Genomic DNA, 16,906 nt, shown 5'->3' with positions numbered 1-16,906 from the left:
TGCCGAGGTCGGTGGCGTCGGTGGCGGCTACCTGGCGCTGGTAGTACAGGTAGCTGGTGCCGGCGAGGATTTTGTGCAGCGTCGCTGTCACGTATCCATCAGACACCTAACGACATTCGGATCGCGAGGGCTGGAAGGGACTGAGTTTGTATCAATTCTCGCCGTTTCGCCACGTCGTAAGGAAACTCTCAGCCGGAGTGCAGGAGGTCTGCGTGTGGTGTGTGGATTATGGGGGTGGGGGTTATGGGGGAGAGGGGAGTTGGGGGTTATGTGTATGAGTGGAAGTGGGTGTGAATTTGTGGGGGGTGATGATGTGGTGAGTGGCGGTTGGGAGAGTGATGGTGGGAGTTGCGATTGAAGCCTCCTTTGATCGCCGCCTCCTACCGCTGAAGACTCATCGACAGGAGTCGAGCGAGGCACGGAGGGTGCCAACTAGATCGCAGCGGGGAGCCCGCTCAGGATCAAGATCAAGAACCTCGCCTCTCGGGATGGGAGGTGGTGGGCTGGCAGGACCATCAACATCTGATCATGTCTAGCGTGCCGCGATGCTGCTTTGCGAGAATTAAGAAGCTTCGCAGAAGGGGGAGCGATGACAGCAGCGATCGTTGCAGCTATGGCTGGGACCTTGGGCATCGCGATCGGCCGGTTTTGGGATGTGCGTTCCGAGGCGTTACGTTGGCGGCGTGATCAGATGGCGTCCAGCTACCAACGTTTGGCGGAAGTCTTTCGTACGACCGTCGAAGGGATCCGGACGGTTGCTCTAGCAGATCCGTCTGATCGCCGATTCGTTGAGTTCGTCAATGCTGTTCGCGCGGACAGTAGTTGGGATGACGCGTATTCTGCGGTGTGGCTACATGGATCGCCTAGTGTCGTCGAAGCGGTGACCGCACTCGATCGTGCTGTCACAGAGTTGTTCATCGATGCTCAGGAGCGGCGCCATCGCATCGAAGACTGGTACCGCATCCGTGTACCGGCTCGTTGTGCTTTCGAAGACTTCCTGACTCAGGCTCGCATTGAGCTCCGCCTTCAGCGGGTGACGGTGTCATTCTTCCCGGAGATCCCTCGACAAGTCCTGCTGTCGGAAGCGCGCAGCACCAAGACCGAAGAAGTGTAGTTTGCGGGCCGGCTCGCCGAGGGCCGGTGACCGAACGGGTCCGCTCTCAATTCACGCCGCGCAGGGCGAGGAGCAATGCTCCACGCAACCGAACAAGCGCTTGCCTCCTTCTGGTCGAGGTAAGCGTCGGACGGCGCCGCCGCGACGCCGAGGCCGATCGGTCTTGTCAGAAGCTCTGACTTTTGTGCACAGTCATGTCCCGCAACGGATTTCGCTGGTGTATCGTCATTTGAGATATTCTCGATATCGAGGGGGGTGAGCACAGGGTCACAGTCGTCAAGAGTTGAGTCGAATCAGCTTCGCGTTCGCGACGTGGCTCAATCACGAATTTGCGCACGTCCCCGACGAACGCCTCCGGGCGTTCTTTTTTGTGGACATTTCCGGTGGACGCAACGCGGCGGGTGAGCCTTCGTCCTAATACGTGTGGCGTCGCTAGGTGAAGCTGTTGTGGCAGCGTTGGCTTCATCGACTGCGGCCGAGCTCATCGCTGACAGATCTTCGCCGCGTCAGCGGGGTGGTCTCGTACTGCGCGAGGGGACTCCGGCGATCGACGGGGTGCACTGTCCTGCCAGTGGTCGGTACCGAGGGATGTTGACACCAGGCCTTCGCGGATGCTGTGCCGGCGTGGTGCATGGAGTAGTCAGATTGTGGTGGGGAGTGGATGACAGATAGAGCTGACACGGCGGACACCCTTGTGGCCCTGCGAAAGTCGCTTGACAGCTACCGCTGTCCAGTCGAAATCTCCCCACCCACCTCGTCGGGATATCCCGATCTCGTGTTGCTCGATCCAGCCCGCGGCCTCCTCGCCGTCGATGTCCACCACTCGGTCGCCGGTGATGCTCGTGCGGAATTCGTCGAGTTGAATCGTCGTATCGAGGCATTTCGTGCCGATACTCAGGCCGATGAGGATGTGCCGATTGTTCGTGTGCTCGCCGTCGCCACCGGTCTGTCGGTCCCCACCCGGACGGTGGCCGGCAGGGTGCTGGTTCCCACGGCGCAATTCAACGAATGGCGGTGGCTTAGTCTCATCGCGGAGCAGAACGTCGATCCGCAGGCATTCGACCAGGTTCGGGCTGTGCTGTTCCCCAGCATTGTGTTTACCGTCGATCTGCGTCGAGGAATCTCCGACGACAGTGCCGGTGATCGCGCCGCGCTGCGGGTCGTACTGGACCGGCAACAAGCTTATGTCGCCGAGCGCGACATCGCCGACATGCTCGTCCTGACCGGGCCGCCCGGCAGCGGCAAGACACTGGTGCTGGCGGCGCGGGCACGCTGGCTCGCCGCAGAGCATCCCGAGTGGCGCATCCAGATGCTCTGCTACAACAAGACATTGGCGCCGTATCTGCGTCGCCTGGTCGCCGACGTACCGAATGTCCGAGTGAACCGGGTCTGGGAGATCGCCCACGAATTCGGAATCCGTTTCTCCTACGCCGATGACACGGTGCTATCAGCCGGACTGGCCGCCGCCGTGCGAGCAGGTCTTGCGCAGCCGTTCGACGCGGTGCTCATCGACGAAGTCCAGGACTTCCATCCGGCCTGGATCGAGCTGGCGCACGCGCTGCTGCGGCCCGGAAGGGGAGGGATGCTGCTGGCCGGTGACTACGCGCAAGCCCTCTATAACCCGGGTGACCCGCACAGCTCGCCCCTGCTCCAAGCCGAACATCTGGAATTGCAGCGGCCCTATCGCAGCACTCGACAGATCCTGTCGGCGGTCCAGGGCCTCGATCCCTCGTTCGCTGTCGTTGGTCTCGACCACGCACCATCAGGCCCTCCGGTGGATCTGGTCTGGGCGGCAAGTTGGGACGAGCAGGCCCAGTGCGTCGCCTACGAAGTCAACGCCATGCTCGTCGCTGGTGGTCTGCAGCCCCGTGACATCGGCATCCTGGTCACTCAGTACCGCGGTGCCTACGGCCGCCTCAAACGCGCCTTGGAGGAGTACGAAATCCCCTACAGCGCAATGGATCCCAAGGACAAGGGCGAATTCGACCTGTTCTGCGACACCGTGAAGCTGCTCACCGTGCACTCGGCCAAAGGCTACGAGTTCAAGGCGGTAGTCCTGTTCGGTCTCGAGACGCTGCCCGATCCCGACTCCACCGATCCGGAAACTCTACGACGGGCACGGGTGACCTTCGTCGGGGCGACTCGCGCGATGGACAACCTCGTCATCACCTACACGCGCGACAACAAGTTCCTCACGCGGCTCAGTTCCGACGAGCAGGACGTGGCCCGATACTGCTGGCCAGATGACTACGAGGAGGCAATCGGTGGCTGAGCTGCGTGTCGTGGGGGATTACCGCGGTCCCGGTGAGCAGTTGACCGCCGAGACGTTGGCCCGCCACCTGCCCGACGGTTGGGTCGTCATCGCCAACCGCTCCCTGCCGACCCAGGAGCACGACGACCTCGATCTCACGATCGTCGGACGCAACCTGATCTTCGTCGTGGAGAACAAGCACTGGGGTCCGTCGATCCGAGTGACTCCGGGCCCGTGGATCGTCAAGCAGCAATCACGTCAGAATCCTACCGATCGGGTGTCGTTTCTGGCGCGCAAGTTGGCCGGGCTGCTGCGCACCCGTGTGGCCGGATACCCGAAAAAGGGCCGGTTGGTCGAAAGCTACGTCGTACTGTCCTATCCCGATGTGCAGGTCGACTGGTCAGAGGCTGGCCCCGAGGCCGACATGGTCGTGCTGTTGGCCCAGGCCGCGCAGGTCCTCGCCGATGACGACCGCGCCGCTGCCCCGGCGTTGGCCGGTGCGCGCGAGGCGACCATCGACTTCCTCGATGGATGGCCACAACGTAACGACGTCCCCACCCGCATCGGTGCCTATCGGGTCCTTCAGGAAGTGACGCCCTTGGGGCGGGCACGGGTCTTCGCTGCCCGCGATGATGTCGCCAACCTGGTTTTCCTGCGCTGTTATCCGATGGATGGGTGGGGTCCCCACATCGACCCCGACGATCTCGTCCGTCGCGAGCGCAAGGCCATCGAGAAACTGGCCCACAGTGGGCGCACCCTGCGAACGCAGCCGGTATTCGACGACGACCTGCACCGCTGGATCGTGGTTCCTGTCGTGCTGCAACCTATGAAGACCTTGCCCCAACTTCTGGCGATGCCGACACCGCCGCTCGATCCTGCCACCAGCGATATCGCTGACATCGTCAAGTTCTTGATCGACGCGTTCGGTGGTCTGAAGGACATTCATGCCGCCGGTGTCGTTCATCGCGGCATCGCGCCGTCGCGGGTCGCGCTCGACGGTGAGGCAACCGTGAAGTTCACCGACTTCTATCTGGCCCACCTCAGTGGCGAGGCCACCGTGGCCGACTTCCTCAACGAGCTGGCCGACGTCGGTAAGCCGTTCCGAGCACCCGAATGTCGCGAGCTCGTCGGTTCCGCGACGGCCGCCTCCGATGTCTACTCCCTGGCGCTGGCTCTGCTGTGGTGGCTCCACGCCTCGGCCAACGCCGTGCCTGATGTCGACCTCGCGCCGAAGCGGTCCGAGCTCGCCGAGGTCGCCGCGGTGCTGCGTCGGTGTCTCGTGAGCACCGCGGCGGAGCGACCCGACATCGAGGAAACCCTTGTCGCACTAAGGAAGATGCTGCCAGTGACTGTTAGCGACAACTTCGCTCCCGGGGAGCTCGTCGCCGGAAGGTATCTGATCGAGAGGGCGCTGGGGGAGGGCGGCTTCGCGAAGTCGTGGCTGGCCTCGGATCAGAAAACCGGCCAGAAGCGAGTTCTCAAACAGTATTCGGATTCGGTGCCACGCGACAGTGCGGCCAAGGAGTTCAAAGCCGCCTCCAGCATCGTTCACGACCGCTGCGCGCGGGTGTGGGACATCAACGACACCCCCGCGTTCCTGGTGGTCGACTACGTCGACGGGGAGAGCCTGGCCAACGCGTGCAAGTCGATGATCTCCGCCGAGGACTATCGTCGCCATGCCTTGGACATCCTCAAGGCACTGGCTTACATGCACGACCACGATTACCTGCACAACGACATCACCCCTAGCAACATCATCATCGAACCCGACGGCCGCGCACGTCTGATCGACTTCGGTCTGACTCGGGGGCAGGGATCGCAAACCCGACTGGGGTTGACCCCTTTATACGCGGCTCCGGAGTTGGCAGGCCACGCCAAACGCAGCACCTGCTCAGACCTCTACGGGTTGGGCGTGACATTTCTTCGGTGCATGGTGGGCCGGCTGCCCTTTCAGGAGGTCGACGGTGACTACGACAAGTCGACCCTCAAACCGCTCAGTGAGCAAGAGAAGACGGCGCTGGGCCCGCTAGGGGTCGCGATTGCCGAGCAGTTCTTCCGACTTGTCGTGGCCGACCCGAGTGAGCGCCCGGACTCGGCACGCCACTTCGCCGACGACCTGCGTCGTGTAGCCCCGATGGCGGCAGAATCGGGCACGCCCAAGATCAATCCAACGGTCGATTTGCTGCGTCAGCTCTACCGTGGGAGCAAACTGGGCAATGCGGGCAACCGAGGGCTCGACACCGAATTCGCAGAAAACACCTATGTCGACACCTTGCTCGACACGGAACTGACACCGAAAATCCTGCAGGGACGCATCGATCTGGTGATCCTCACTGGCAACCCAGGTGACGGCAAGACCTCCTACCTCAAGAAGCTGCGTGGCTATCTGCTCGAGTGTGGCGCATCACCGCTCAGCGACGGGTTGGGCGGATGGGTGTGCCAGACCCCTTCCCGCACATTCTCCGCGCTCTACGACGCCAGCGAGGCACGAGACCAAAAAAGCTCCGACGACCTCGTGATTGAGGCGTTGAATCCTCCCGACCCGCATACTCCGCACACGGCGTTGCTGGCCATCAACGACGGCCGTCTACGTCAGTTCTTCCTCCATGACTACTCCGACCTGTACACCGACTACCACAAGGCAATCCGCAAGGGCCTGTCCGGCGAAAACCCCGACGAGGCAACGCGCGTCGCCTACGTCGACCTCAAGCGCCGCACGTTGGCCCCCACCTCGGCAGACGCCGACGGAATCGCCGGGCGGACACTCGACCTGTTCACCCACGATGCGCGGTGGACAGAATGCGAAGGCTGCAATGCCCGCGACGTCTGTCCGATCCTGCGAAACCGAACCCAACTGCGCGGGCCCGGCCGCGCACGGCTGCTGGAACTGGTAACCATCTCCCACCTGCGCCGCCAGCGGCGCGCCACCTTCCGTGACTTCCGCTCCGCGGCGGGATGGGTGCTCACCGGCGACCGCGGCTGCACCGATGTGCATGCCACGATCGACAAACAGATCGACCTGCGGCTGGGCGATGACGCCCTGCATTTCGACCTGGCATTCGACCCCCGCTCCACCGACTACCTGATCCGCGAATGGGCCGACCTCGACCCCACCCGGCTGCCAGTGGCGGCCCTGGAACGCGACGATCGCGCCTCCAACGGCCACGAACCGTGGCATCGTCGCGAATCATTGAACCGTCGCGCCTTCTTCGGCGACCTCGACGGCAATAGCGTCCACCAGCGCGAAGCAACACCGTACCGCTTCCTGCAGGACTTCCAGACCGCGCTCGGCAGCGACGACGCGGCCGCGCAGTTGCTGGACCGAATCCTGCTGGGACTCAGCCGCCTGCTGGGTGCCTTCGGCTACGACGGCCCCAATCTCGCCCTCCAAGACGGCGAGAACAACGGATGGGCCGTGCTTCGCGAGATACCGGCCGCGGACTTTCACCTCAAGCGCCCACCCGCCTCGTCGCCGTATGTCGAGCAGCATGCCGACGAACTGGTTCTCATCCATCCCCGCGCGCAGTTGGCGTTGACGTTGGATTCGGTGGAGATGATCCTGCGCGCCGCCGACGGCGCACTGATCAACGACGCCGCAGCCAACGCGATCAAGCTGGAGTTGTCCCTGCTCGCCGGCAAGTTGATGCTGCACCCGACCTCGACCGCCATCGTCGTCACCCCCTCCGGCGCACCAAATGCCGTGGCGGTACGAAACGGCGCTATAGCCATGGAGTCGCACTGATGAAGATCGAATTGCCCCGAGAGCCGAAAGAGCTGAGAAGTTTCGTCTTCACCGAGCTCAACCTCGTCGAACTAAACTCCATCGAGGTCGATCGGCTGCTGCCACATACCTACGAATCCGCGATTAAGGGCGGTCGACACGCCCCTGCACTCAAAGACGCCTCAGCAGATGCCTACGAGACGACTTATCTGCCCAAACTCCTGAGACGCGACGACGTCGTCGGGTTCGATTCCCCGGAGGCCCGAGACGTCATCGACGCCTGGCTTCGCTCGTCGGTAGTCGCTTTCGGCAGGTCCGGACTGTCGCAACGGGCCGACAAGATGGACTTCATCCGAGCGCGCACCATCGCCGCGTACCGTGCCGGTTTTCCCGATCGTCGACGCAGTCGACAGGCCGACACGGTGATCTACGCTCAGATGCTCGAGGAGGTCAAGCGGCGCAAAGAACAAGGGGTGTTCCCGAGCCAGGCCGATGCACGAAAAACTCTCAGTGAAATCGTCAAGGATTCTGTCGGTGACGGCGTCAAGTTCTCCGACCCCTCATGGTGGGCACCCGAATACGACGGCCACACCGAGGTGGATATCACCACCCTGCTGGCATTGCTATTTCTGGAAGGTTTCGAGGCTCTTCCCGCAGTCAACGAGGCCACCGCCAAGAAGGGACCAAAGAGTCACGAGGCCCACTATCGAACCCATCCCGCGGTGCCGGCGGCAGCAGCGCCGCTGGGCAGCGATGTCGTGAGCTATCTGGTGAGCTTTCGCGATTCCACCCCGCTCCAGACCGCCCACCACCTCACCGCGATCCTCGGGTTTCGATTGTTCCAGCTGCCGCTGCGCACCTCCCGAGCCATCCATCAGCTGCTCGAAGACCACGACCTGCCGCTCGACATGCAGCGCCGCGACGCCGACAATCCGCTCGACCAGTACATCGACTTCTCCGGTGATGTCGCCTCGGACTCGCGCAACCTCGCCCGCACCTGTGTTCAGCGAGACCTTCGGCTCACCCACACCGGTCTCCGGGATCGGTTGGTGCTCAAGATAGTTCGGCGTGCGGCCGAGACCAGCGAAGTACTGGCTAAAGACTACGAAGAATGGACGGGACCGCAGAGGTTCCAGTATCTGGCTCAGCTGCGAGACAACGCCGAGCTCGAACCGTATTTCAAACAGGACCTGCAAGCAGTTCGCAGGGCCAACGAAGACTCCGAGGACGACGACACACTCGCGTTCCTGCAGAGAATTGCTGATCCGACTCGCCCGGCGCTCGACCGACTGACCGATGCACTCTTCGAAGCCACTAAGGCACGAGCCAGGCACGCCGCGCTGAGTTGGTTTCGAGACACCGGCGGACTCAACCGTGCCAACGGGATGCTGGTCGGTGATTCCAAGCGTCGGGAGACGTGGGCCTACGCACCGGGAAATGACCTGGTGACAGCTCTGCTGGGCATCGTGTTCACCGACGACCGTGGCAGAGATCCCCGTCGCGAGATGCTGCTCGCCGACGTGCTCACACAATTCAACAGCCGCTTCGGGCTTCTGATCGACCGGCCACCATCGGAATTCGATACCGTGGCCGCACGCGCTGCAGCCAGCGACAATCTTGAAGCCTTCAAACGCCGGCTCAAGCTGCTCGGCGTCTTCGACGGGCTCAGCGACGATTTCAGTGCCCAGGTTGTCCGCAACCCGTTGCTCATTGGAGACGCACGATGACATCCCGCACCGAGACGTTGTCCGAGTTGCTCGTCGCATACATCGAGACGGCCAAGGCAGGCCACTGTCTGCGCGTCGACGACTTGACGAGCGAGCAAGCTGTTGACCTGCAGGCCGTGGTGGCCGAGCGGTTCGCTGACCGCCCAGGCCGGCCGCCGTTGATGGTTCGCGTGCTCGACCAGAACGGCGGTCGCGGTCGCGTCACCATCGAAGAAGCTGTCGGACTGCGCAACGACATCGCCCACAGCGACGAACATGGCGCGATCTTGATCCTGCTCGTCCCGCCATCCCTTGCGCGCGAGGCAAGTTCGCTCGACAACGCCTTTTTGCGCCTGCCTTACACGAATCTGCTCGAGGCCGCCGCCGACCACGTTATCGACCGTATTCGCGCCGCCAGACCCGATTTTCCTGTGAACGAATTGTCCCGCCTGACCCGCGGGCGAACACCCATCGAGTATTGGCTCGAGTTCCTCGAGTACGTCGAGCGCGACCCACGTGCGCCGTTCGGAGATCATCTGTGGCGCATCGGCCTGATCCCCGACGGCGGAGACGACGATGCGACCAAAGCTCGCCTGCGAGACAATGCCGCGTTCGTGCGCAAAGTCGCCGACCCGGCCGGCGCCGGCCATGCTATCGACGATCGCCTGCGTCAGACCCGTCTGGCCCCCGGTGACCAATTCAACCGGCTTCTGGCGGAGTTGACCGCCCGCGAGGATCACCTCCATGATGCGCGGAAGTGGACTGAAGCGATCGCCGACCGCCTCGGCGTCAAGTTCGACCAATTCAAACTCGTTGACAATGAAATCGACTCTGACCTCGATCACGTGGAAGTACTACCCTTTCGTTCCACGGCAGGCACGGTGGCCAAGTCCACCGGGTTGATGCTGGACGGGGAGAGTCTTGTTTGCCAGATCCGCGGTGATTCGCCGGGCAAGGTGGTAGTCAAATGGCGGACCACTCCCGTCAACACCAAGCGAGTACACAAATGGTACCTGCGCCTTGTGCATCCCGAGGACCTGCGCGAGGACGGCGAAGCCCCCCTGGTGGAGAAACGAGTCGCAGGCACCAAGCGCACAGCGACCCTCAAACTCGACCTGGCGAGTGAGGACATCACAGGTGGTTTTCTCTTCGTCGTGGAAGTCCTACCACTCGATGACGACGATCTCCCCCTCACATTGCCGGAGTCCGCGCTCACCGAATCCGAGCCGTTCGACCTGATCTTCCTCGACGACACCGAGTCACCCGAAGTGACTCGGCCACCAGCTACCGCCCACAGTCTCGGGGCCGCGCGGTTGCGCGCAGTGGCCAACGGCGCCAACTCACTCACCGAAACCAATCCGGTCTGGGAGTGGAACCGTCACCTGTTCAGCCTGCGTATCGACGGATCACGAAGCGTACAGGTCCCGGCCAACGCGGTGACGGTGAGCTTGCAGAAGCAGATCCTCACCGATCCTGGCATCGTCGGCTACGTCGCCACCTCACCCTACGGATTGGCGCTACAGGCCGAGGACTTCAAACCGTTGTATGCAGAGCTTCCTGCAGCGTTCGCTAAGAAACGCAGACAGGTGATGGAGCTGCTCGCAGCTGATTCACGGCGAGACGTCCCGGAAGTCTTTGCCTGGGACGGGGACAGCCGAGCCGTGATTCAGGACTATCTGCAGTCCTACAAGCGAGCCCTCGACAGCGCAGAAGGATCCACGCTGGAGATACTTCAACGCCTCGACACCGTCGACGTTGCGCTGGGCAGCGCCACCAGCGGCGCAAGCGACGTCACCGTGGTGTTGCCGCTGCAGCCTCTTCGTCTGGCGTGGTTGGCAGCCTACGACCAGTTGACCCGCACCTGGGGCGAAGAAATCCTCCAGCGAGGAGTCGCTGCAGGTGAGCGCAAGACCCTCATCGATTTCGAGGGGTTGACCCGCATTGCGCCCACCAACATTCCGTTCGCGGTCGCGACCGCCGAGCGCACGCTCAATGTCTACTTCGACGAACTGACATTCGGCGTCGGAGTCTTGCTGCCGCTCGGCCATCCTGCACCCGACGTACTCGCTGCCACGGTGAGCACCGTCTTCGGCCTCGTCCGCCAATCCGCATCGATGTCGTCAGATTCGGCGATGATCGCGGATCGGTTCATCGAATACCGCAAAGCCCACCGCGACCCCAAAGCACTGCGGTTGGCAGCGATGCACCCTGGCGACGGCGCAGTCCTCGCCGAGGCCCTCGCCGCGTTCGGTACTCGCACCGCCGATGACAGTCTGCGACTCGAAGTCGTCGCCTACGGAGAGCGCGACCGCTACGCCGAGCCGTTGGCCCCGTTGACCCGACTGCAAATTGAGCGTGACGGACAGCAAATCCAGATAGGGCCACCGGAGCATCCCGGCGACTCTCCGGCGGCGGGCGCACGACATGCGAAGCAGAGCCCACTGTTCGCACCAATCGAAGCGTCACTGCGACCGCTGGACAGAATCGTCAGCGATTTCGAGTCCATTCACGTGGCACTGGCCAGTGGGATCAGCGACCTGAAGAAGACCCTGACACCACGGGCGGCGCTCGGACGGTTCACCTCGCTCGAGGACTTGCTGTGCCCGCTGGTCACCACCGATATGTCCGAGAATGACGGTGGATGGACCGTCTCTCCGGCGTTGCATCCGCGCACGAAGACCGACAATGCCACCATTGTCACAGGGCATCGCTCACACCAAACCGCGGCCGGAACAGCGCTTGGCCTAGCGGGTCCCCCGGCACTGCGAGTCGAGGTTACCGGTGACACCCTCGATTACGTCAGGGTGTTGCACGAACGATCAGATTGGGTGCTCACCCTCGACCGCTTTGTCGGCCTGAACTTTTACGAACGCGGACCCTTCCGCCAGGGCGCCACCAACTACATCCTCGACTACGCACCGGACTTCATCGACGGCATGAGCCACCGGCTCACCGTCACCACCGCCCATCGTGCCGAGATGACTTCCATCCTCAAACATGCGATGACCGATCTGGGGCTCGACGCCCTCGAAGCCAGTTCGACCCAGGTGCTCGACGATCTGATGACCATCTCCGGGCGGCTCCTTCTGCGTCTGCAGAGTAGTGAGGGTTTCGCTCGCGAATCGGTCAGCCTCGCCGCACTGGTGTCTCACCTGCGCGGGCAGAAGAAGCTCGACGGCGCCATCATCGTCCCGGTCGACTCGCATCAAGAAATCTTCGGCCGCACTGCGCTCGGCAACGAATCAGGCCGCCGTTGTGACATGCTGATCGTGCGCGTCACCCAGCGCAGGCTCAACATCGAATGCATCGAAGTCAAGTCTCGGCGTTACGCTGTGCTTCCCAATGACCTCGCCGACAGCATCGCCGATCAGCTTGAGACCACCCGAGACCTGCTGGTGCAGCGCTTTTTCGCCAGCGATCCTCCACGCATTGACGCGGCACTGCAGCGTGCCCAACTCGCCGGACTGCTGCACTACTACGCTGATCGCGCGGTGACCAACGGCCTGCTCACCGCCGACAAAGTCGCCGAAACGCACAAGCACATCGACAGCCTCGTCGAAGGCGGTCTCGAGGTCGAAATCACGATGCACGGCTATGTCATCAGCTTGACCGGCAGCGAGGGCCTCCCCGCCCGACATCGCGGCATCCCCATCTCGGTACTCACTGCGGCCGACCTGGGAAAGCTGGGTTTTTCCATCCTGCCCACCGAGGCCTCCACCGCGGCGACAAGCAGCGACAACTCATCAGTGCTCACAGGCGACGTCGAACAGCAGGCGTCGACGCCGAGCACACAGACATCGACACTTCCGGAGCCGGAGGACAGCGACACCACCGGCAGCGACAAGAACGACGAAATCCTCACGCATCCAAGCGAAGTCGAACCCACAGCCACGCCTGCCGCCGTGGCACCGGCCGGACCCTCCCGTAGCGACCAATCGTCCGATGCCGCCTCCGACAGCCACCGACTCACTGCGGAGCCCCTCGGTGCCGTTGCAGAACGGGTCGGGGTTCGCGACGTGCGAGTATCGGTCGGCACGGACGCCACGGGCGTACAGGTCGTCTGGGAACCCAGCACCAAAGGCAGCCCGCACGCCTTCATAGTGGGCATCCCCGGCCAGGGTAAATCGGTGACAACCCGGCGTCTCGTCCGGGAACTGGCCCGACACGGACTGCCGTCGCTGGTCATCGACTTCCACGGAGATATGGCCGCCGACCCACCAGCCAATGCCGAAGTGCTCCAGGCGGAGAACGGGCTGCCGTTTACTCCCTTCGACGTGCTCAATTCCGGTGAGTCTGCGAAGGTCAACCAAGCCTCCTGGGAGCTCGCCGAAGTCATCCAGTTCGTCGGATCCATGGGCGAGATACAACGCAGCAACGTCTACAAAGCCCTCCAAGAGGCCTACAACACCGCCATCGCCGAGCACAGAGTTCCGACTCTCAGCGAGTTCGCCACCGCACTCGAGGATGTGGAGCGACGCACCCGCGGTGCGCAGAACGCGCGCGAGCGCGTACGTCCACTCACCGACTTCGGACTCTTCGATGAAAACGCCTCCCGCGGTTTTGCCCCGCGCGAAGTCGGCATGGTGGTGGATCTGAGCAAGCTGATGCTAGAGGAGGTGCAAATCGCAGCGACGTCGTTCCTGCTGCGCAGGGTCTATCGCGACATGTTCTCTTGGTCCCAGGACGGCACACTCAAGCTCGCGATCGTCCTCGATGAAGCACACCGGGTCGCCAACGACGTCACTTTGCCGAAGTTGATGAAAGAAGGCCGCAAATACGGGGTTGTCGTTCTGGTCGCCAGCCAGGGCTTGTCCGACTTTCACCGTGACGTGCTCGGTAATGCCGGCACGAAGATCGTCTTCCGCACCAATCACCCCGAAAGTAAGGCAGTTGCCCGCTACCTTCGTGGCCGCGCCGGCCAGGACCTCAGTGTTGAGGTCGAAAAGCTGGGAGTCGGGCAGGCATACGTCGCAACTACCGAAGTTCCGCAAGCACGCAAGACGACAATGTTTGAGTGAATTCTCGAACAAACGGCGCGTTCCCGTGGCAGAGCCTGGGCGGGGCGTCGGAGTTTGGCCATGATCAGGACCATTTGACCGGATCAGCGAGACTTTGTGTTGTGGTGGAACAGCATTGGGAATGGTTCCGGCACCGGTTCATCAGATGTTTCGTCGTGGGCCATAGGTCGGCGGCGGGAGTCTCAGGCCCGTCCTGCGAGTGCCTCTGAGACTGGCGCGGTGGCTGCATTTGGTTGCTGGATGCGGTTTCGAGGACACGATACCTGCGGCGCAACCGATTCCGTCGTGCTGGAAACGAACCACGCCAAGGTGCTACCCAGTTAGGCTTTGGGGTTAAGGGGATCGAACCCTTAACCCCTCTTACCTTCTCGTCGGCAGGTCGGCTTGTGGCGGATCGAAGATCATGTCGTGGGTTGGTTGAGCGCCTGGGCTCGACTGAGGATTCTGCTGACGGTTGATCGGCTGCGATGGGTTCGTTCGGCGATCTCGGTGGCTTTGAGTCCTTCGGCGTAATGCAAGGCCAGGATTTGGGCGACCTCATCGGGGTCTCGGCGGCGGGCGGGATCGCGTGCACAGATGACCGCCGCGATTTCGCTCCATGTGGTTGTGTCCGCAAAGGTCGCTTCCGGCGTGCGCACGATGTCGTCGGCCGAGGTGCGTGACGATTCCGGCAGTGCATCAGGAATCGTTATCGGTCCGGTCGGTGCCGCGGTTTCTGTTGTGGCGCTGGTGTCGTGGGGTGGTTGTGTGATCGAGATGAGGGCGACGGTGGCTTGGGTCATCGAGCCTTCGATGATCAGCGGCCACAGCCACGCCTGGTTGTGCGGGATGCCCGCGAGTTCGGCGAGGGACCGCAACGCGGTGAACGACAGCCAGAACGCGCCCGCTGCGATGAGGACGGTCAGCACGACGGCGAGGCGGTGGGCGGTGGTACTGCGCACCTGCTTTCGCTGCAGCACGGTGACACCGTGCACAGCGGTCAGCAACGCGATCGGCGGCACCACTGCGACCGCACCGGCGATCGGCGGGGCTGGTGCGTGCAGCACGGCGGCGTGCACAGCGTTGCCGGTCACGCTCACTGTCGCGGAGGCGGCGAGCACACACCAGAAGAAGGCGTGCGCACGGTCGGGACGGTGTGCACGGTCCGGGACGCTCGGCGAGGTGGGCGTGCGCACGACGGTGTCGGGTGCGGGCATGGGGTGTGGTCCTTCGGACAAGCGGGGATCCGGTGTGCACGCGGCAGTGTTCATGTGGCCGTAGGTCCTTCGGCCGTGGCCAACGGGTGGGGCTCGCCGGTGAGTACGGCGAGGGCGGCGGCGACTTCGAGCAGGTTGGCTTTGACGTAGGTGGCCGTGGTGCCCGCGGTCTTGCCATGGTGGCCGGCGTAGGCGCGGGCCACGGCGTAGCCGAAGGTGCGCTCCACCCACGTCAGGGTGGTATGGCGAAGCCAGTGCATGGTCACGCCCTGCACGGCCACCCACGGCAGCTCTTCGCCGATGCGCGACCAGATGTGGTCGTAGCGTCGCGAGGTGATGGGTGCGCCGTTGCGGTAGCGCAGCAGCTGCCCCGACACTGGCGCGTTGCGAGCGGCGCCGTGCGCGCGCAGGTGGCGCATGAGGGTGGGGGAGACCGGCTGCCAGCGGTCGGTGCCGTCTTTCTCGCGGAGCCACACCAGGCATTGGTCGGCGTCGAGGTCGCGCGGTCGCAGAGCCAGTGCGCCGCTGCGCCGGCACGCGGTCTCGATGTGCAGGCGCAGGATCAGCGCGTCCAGTTCCCCGTCGTTGCCGGTCTCGGCGGCCACCGCGCAGATCTCGGCCAGCTGCCCGGACGGAATCGCGTAGCGGTGCGAGGGTTTTCGTGTGGGTTTGGCGACCTTGCGGGCGGGGTTGTCGCTGGGGCGGATCCAGCCGGTGCTCTCGGCGTAGCGGTAGACGCAGCGCACCGCGCTGACGAAATGCTCGACCGCGCTGCCTCCGCCGCGAGAGGCCCGGTTGGCGCGGGCGTGCTCTTGGACGACGCGGGCCATGGCCTCGAGGTCGGCTTGGGTCGGCTCGTCGAGGCGCCGTGTCGCCCATTGTGTTTCCAGCCGCCGCAGATGCGCGTCGTAGGTGCGCATCGTGCCGGGACGCAGCGTGGCCCGCACCTGCGGGACCACCTCGGCGAAGGTCGGCACCAGCGCGGTGGTGCCGACGAGATCGGCGGGGCTGATCCCCATCTGCGCCAGCAGGACCCGCGCGGCCGCGACCGCCTCGGCCGATGGCGCGGGTGTTGTGTTGGTGGTCATCGGTGTCAGCGCTCCAGCAGTGCCAGGCCGGGAGCGAGCACCGTCTCCATCGCGGCTGGCGCGACGATCCCCAGCCGATCGCCTGTGCGTCTGCCGAGAAGGAGGACGCGGTCGCCGATGACCAGCTGCACGCGGCGCCGTTGCCGCAGGGGGATATGAATGGTCCCGTCGCGCATCAGGATCGGGCCCTCGGGGTCGGGGGAGGTGACGAGGATTCCGTGCTCGGCGCAGCGCAGGGCCAGCCGGTCGCCGGCTTCCCAGCCCAGCGCGGCAAAGACCTTGCGATCCACGACCCGCCCGCCTCGCCCGACCGTGGACATCCCGACGACGAGGTCGGCGTCCGGCGCGGGAACAGGCAGCGGGGCAAGCGAATGCGGGCCGTGGATCAGCTGCTGCAACGGCGTCTGCGGTGGGATCACCGGTGCGATCACGCGCACCACCCCCGCACACCGAGGGACAATGAGGGTCCAACGAACGCACGCGAATTTCGCATTCGTGCTACCAAAGTGCGCGGGTCACAGACTGTTGTCACTGGTCGTCCTTCGCGTGGTTGAGTGCGCTCACACACGCGGACGCCGAATGTGTCACCAGTGACACGAAACGGTGCGCGAGGGGGGACTTGAACCCCCACGTCCGAGGACACTGGAACCTAAATCCAGCGCGTCTGCCAATTCCGCCACTCGCGCGTGATGGTACGACCGTCCAAACTCTACCGGCCCGGGGGCGGATCGCGAAGCCGCGCGGGGGTGTCGTGTACCCACGGGTAACACGAACTGGGATTATAACGATTTCGCAACTCCCAATATGAGGAA

8 protein-coding genes and 1 tRNA gene are annotated in these 16,906 nt (G+C 63.6%); 5 read left to right on the top strand and 4 right to left on the bottom strand.

Annotation, left to right across the window (positions count from 1 at the left end; translation table 11 throughout):
* Window positions 1–589 precede the first annotated feature (589 nt).
* From AC5592_RS33150 to AC5592_RS33130, 5 genes are all read left to right on the top strand, one after another.
* Complete coding sequence (locus AC5592_RS33150) at window positions 590–1,114, top strand: hypothetical protein (protein ID WP_157122396.1); 525 nt, start codon at window positions 590–592, stop codon at window positions 1,112–1,114.
* 694 nt (window positions 1,115–1,808) lie between these two features.
* A complete protein-coding gene (locus AC5592_RS33145) occupies window positions 1,809–3,386 on the top strand; it encodes a 3'-5' exonuclease (RefSeq protein WP_198164004.1) in 1,578 nt (525 codons plus the stop codon).
* Window positions 3,379–7,107 carry a protein kinase domain-containing protein gene (locus AC5592_RS33140; protein ID WP_063066455.1) on the top strand — a complete coding sequence of 1,243 codons (3,729 nt, stop codon included), beginning with the start codon at window positions 3,379–3,381 and terminating at the stop codon, window positions 7,105–7,107. The genes AC5592_RS33145 and AC5592_RS33140 overlap by 8 nt, the downstream gene beginning before the upstream one ends.
* Window positions 7,107–8,813 carry a methylation-associated defense system protein MAD7 family protein gene (locus AC5592_RS33135; RefSeq protein ID WP_063066454.1) on the top strand — a complete coding sequence of 569 codons (1,707 nt, stop codon included), beginning with the start codon at window positions 7,107–7,109 and terminating at the stop codon, window positions 8,811–8,813. Before AC5592_RS33140 ends, AC5592_RS33135 begins: the two co-directional genes overlap by 1 nt.
* Complete coding sequence (locus tag AC5592_RS33130) at window positions 8,810–13,810, top strand: ATP-binding protein (RefSeq protein ID WP_063066453.1); 5,001 nt, start codon at window positions 8,810–8,812, stop codon at window positions 13,808–13,810. The genes AC5592_RS33135 and AC5592_RS33130 overlap by 4 nt, the downstream gene beginning before the upstream one ends.
* Window positions 13,811–14,211: 401 nt before the next feature.
* Here the strand turns inward: AC5592_RS33130 and AC5592_RS33125 are convergent, their stop codons facing one another.
* The 4 genes from AC5592_RS33125 to AC5592_RS33110 form a co-directional block, all read right to left on the bottom strand.
* Entirely contained in the window at window positions 14,212–15,006 is a 795-nt protein-coding gene (locus AC5592_RS33125; RefSeq protein WP_063066452.1) for a DUF2637 domain-containing protein, read from the bottom strand.
* 50 nt (window positions 15,007–15,056) lie between these two features.
* Window positions 15,057–16,094 carry a tyrosine-type recombinase/integrase gene (locus tag AC5592_RS33120; protein WP_063066451.1) on the bottom strand — a complete coding sequence of 346 codons (1,038 nt, stop codon included), beginning with the start codon at window positions 16,092–16,094 and terminating at the stop codon, window positions 15,057–15,059.
* A gap of 5 nt (window positions 16,095–16,099) precedes the next feature.
* Window positions 16,100–16,525 (bottom strand): hypothetical protein, encoded by a 426-nt coding sequence (locus AC5592_RS33115; protein ID WP_157122394.1) that lies wholly within the window; start codon window positions 16,523–16,525, stop codon window positions 16,100–16,102.
* 173 nt (window positions 16,526–16,698) lie between these two features.
* Window positions 16,699–16,780, bottom strand: a tRNA-Leu gene (locus tag AC5592_RS33110).
* Window positions 16,781–16,906 lie beyond the last annotated feature (126 nt).

Origin of the sequence: Nocardia violaceofusca NBRC 14427 (assembly GCF_963869435.1) — a bacterium.
Taxonomy (GTDB): domain Bacteria; phylum Actinomycetota; class Actinomycetes; order Mycobacteriales; family Mycobacteriaceae; genus Nocardia; species Nocardia aobensis.
Note: the sequence above shows the minus strand (reverse complement) of the source record. Positions and strands in the feature narration are given on the sequence as shown.

Coding starts and splice junctions, on each gene's coding strand:
- AC5592_RS33150 (WP_157122396.1), top strand. CDS start 590: ATGACAGCAGCGATCGTTGCAGCTATGGCTGGGACCTTGGGCATCGCG.
- AC5592_RS33135 (WP_063066454.1), top strand. CDS start 7,107: ATGAAGATCGAATTGCCCCGAGAGCCGAAAGAGCTGAGAAGTTTCGTC.
- AC5592_RS33130 (WP_063066453.1), top strand. CDS start 8,810: ATGACATCCCGCACCGAGACGTTGTCCGAGTTGCTCGTCGCATACATC.
- AC5592_RS33125 (WP_063066452.1), bottom strand. CDS start 15,006: ATGCCCGCACCCGACACCGTCGTGCGCACGCCCACCTCGCCGAGCGTC.
- AC5592_RS33120 (WP_063066451.1), bottom strand. CDS start 16,094: ATGACCACCAACACAACACCCGCGCCATCGGCCGAGGCGGTCGCGGCC.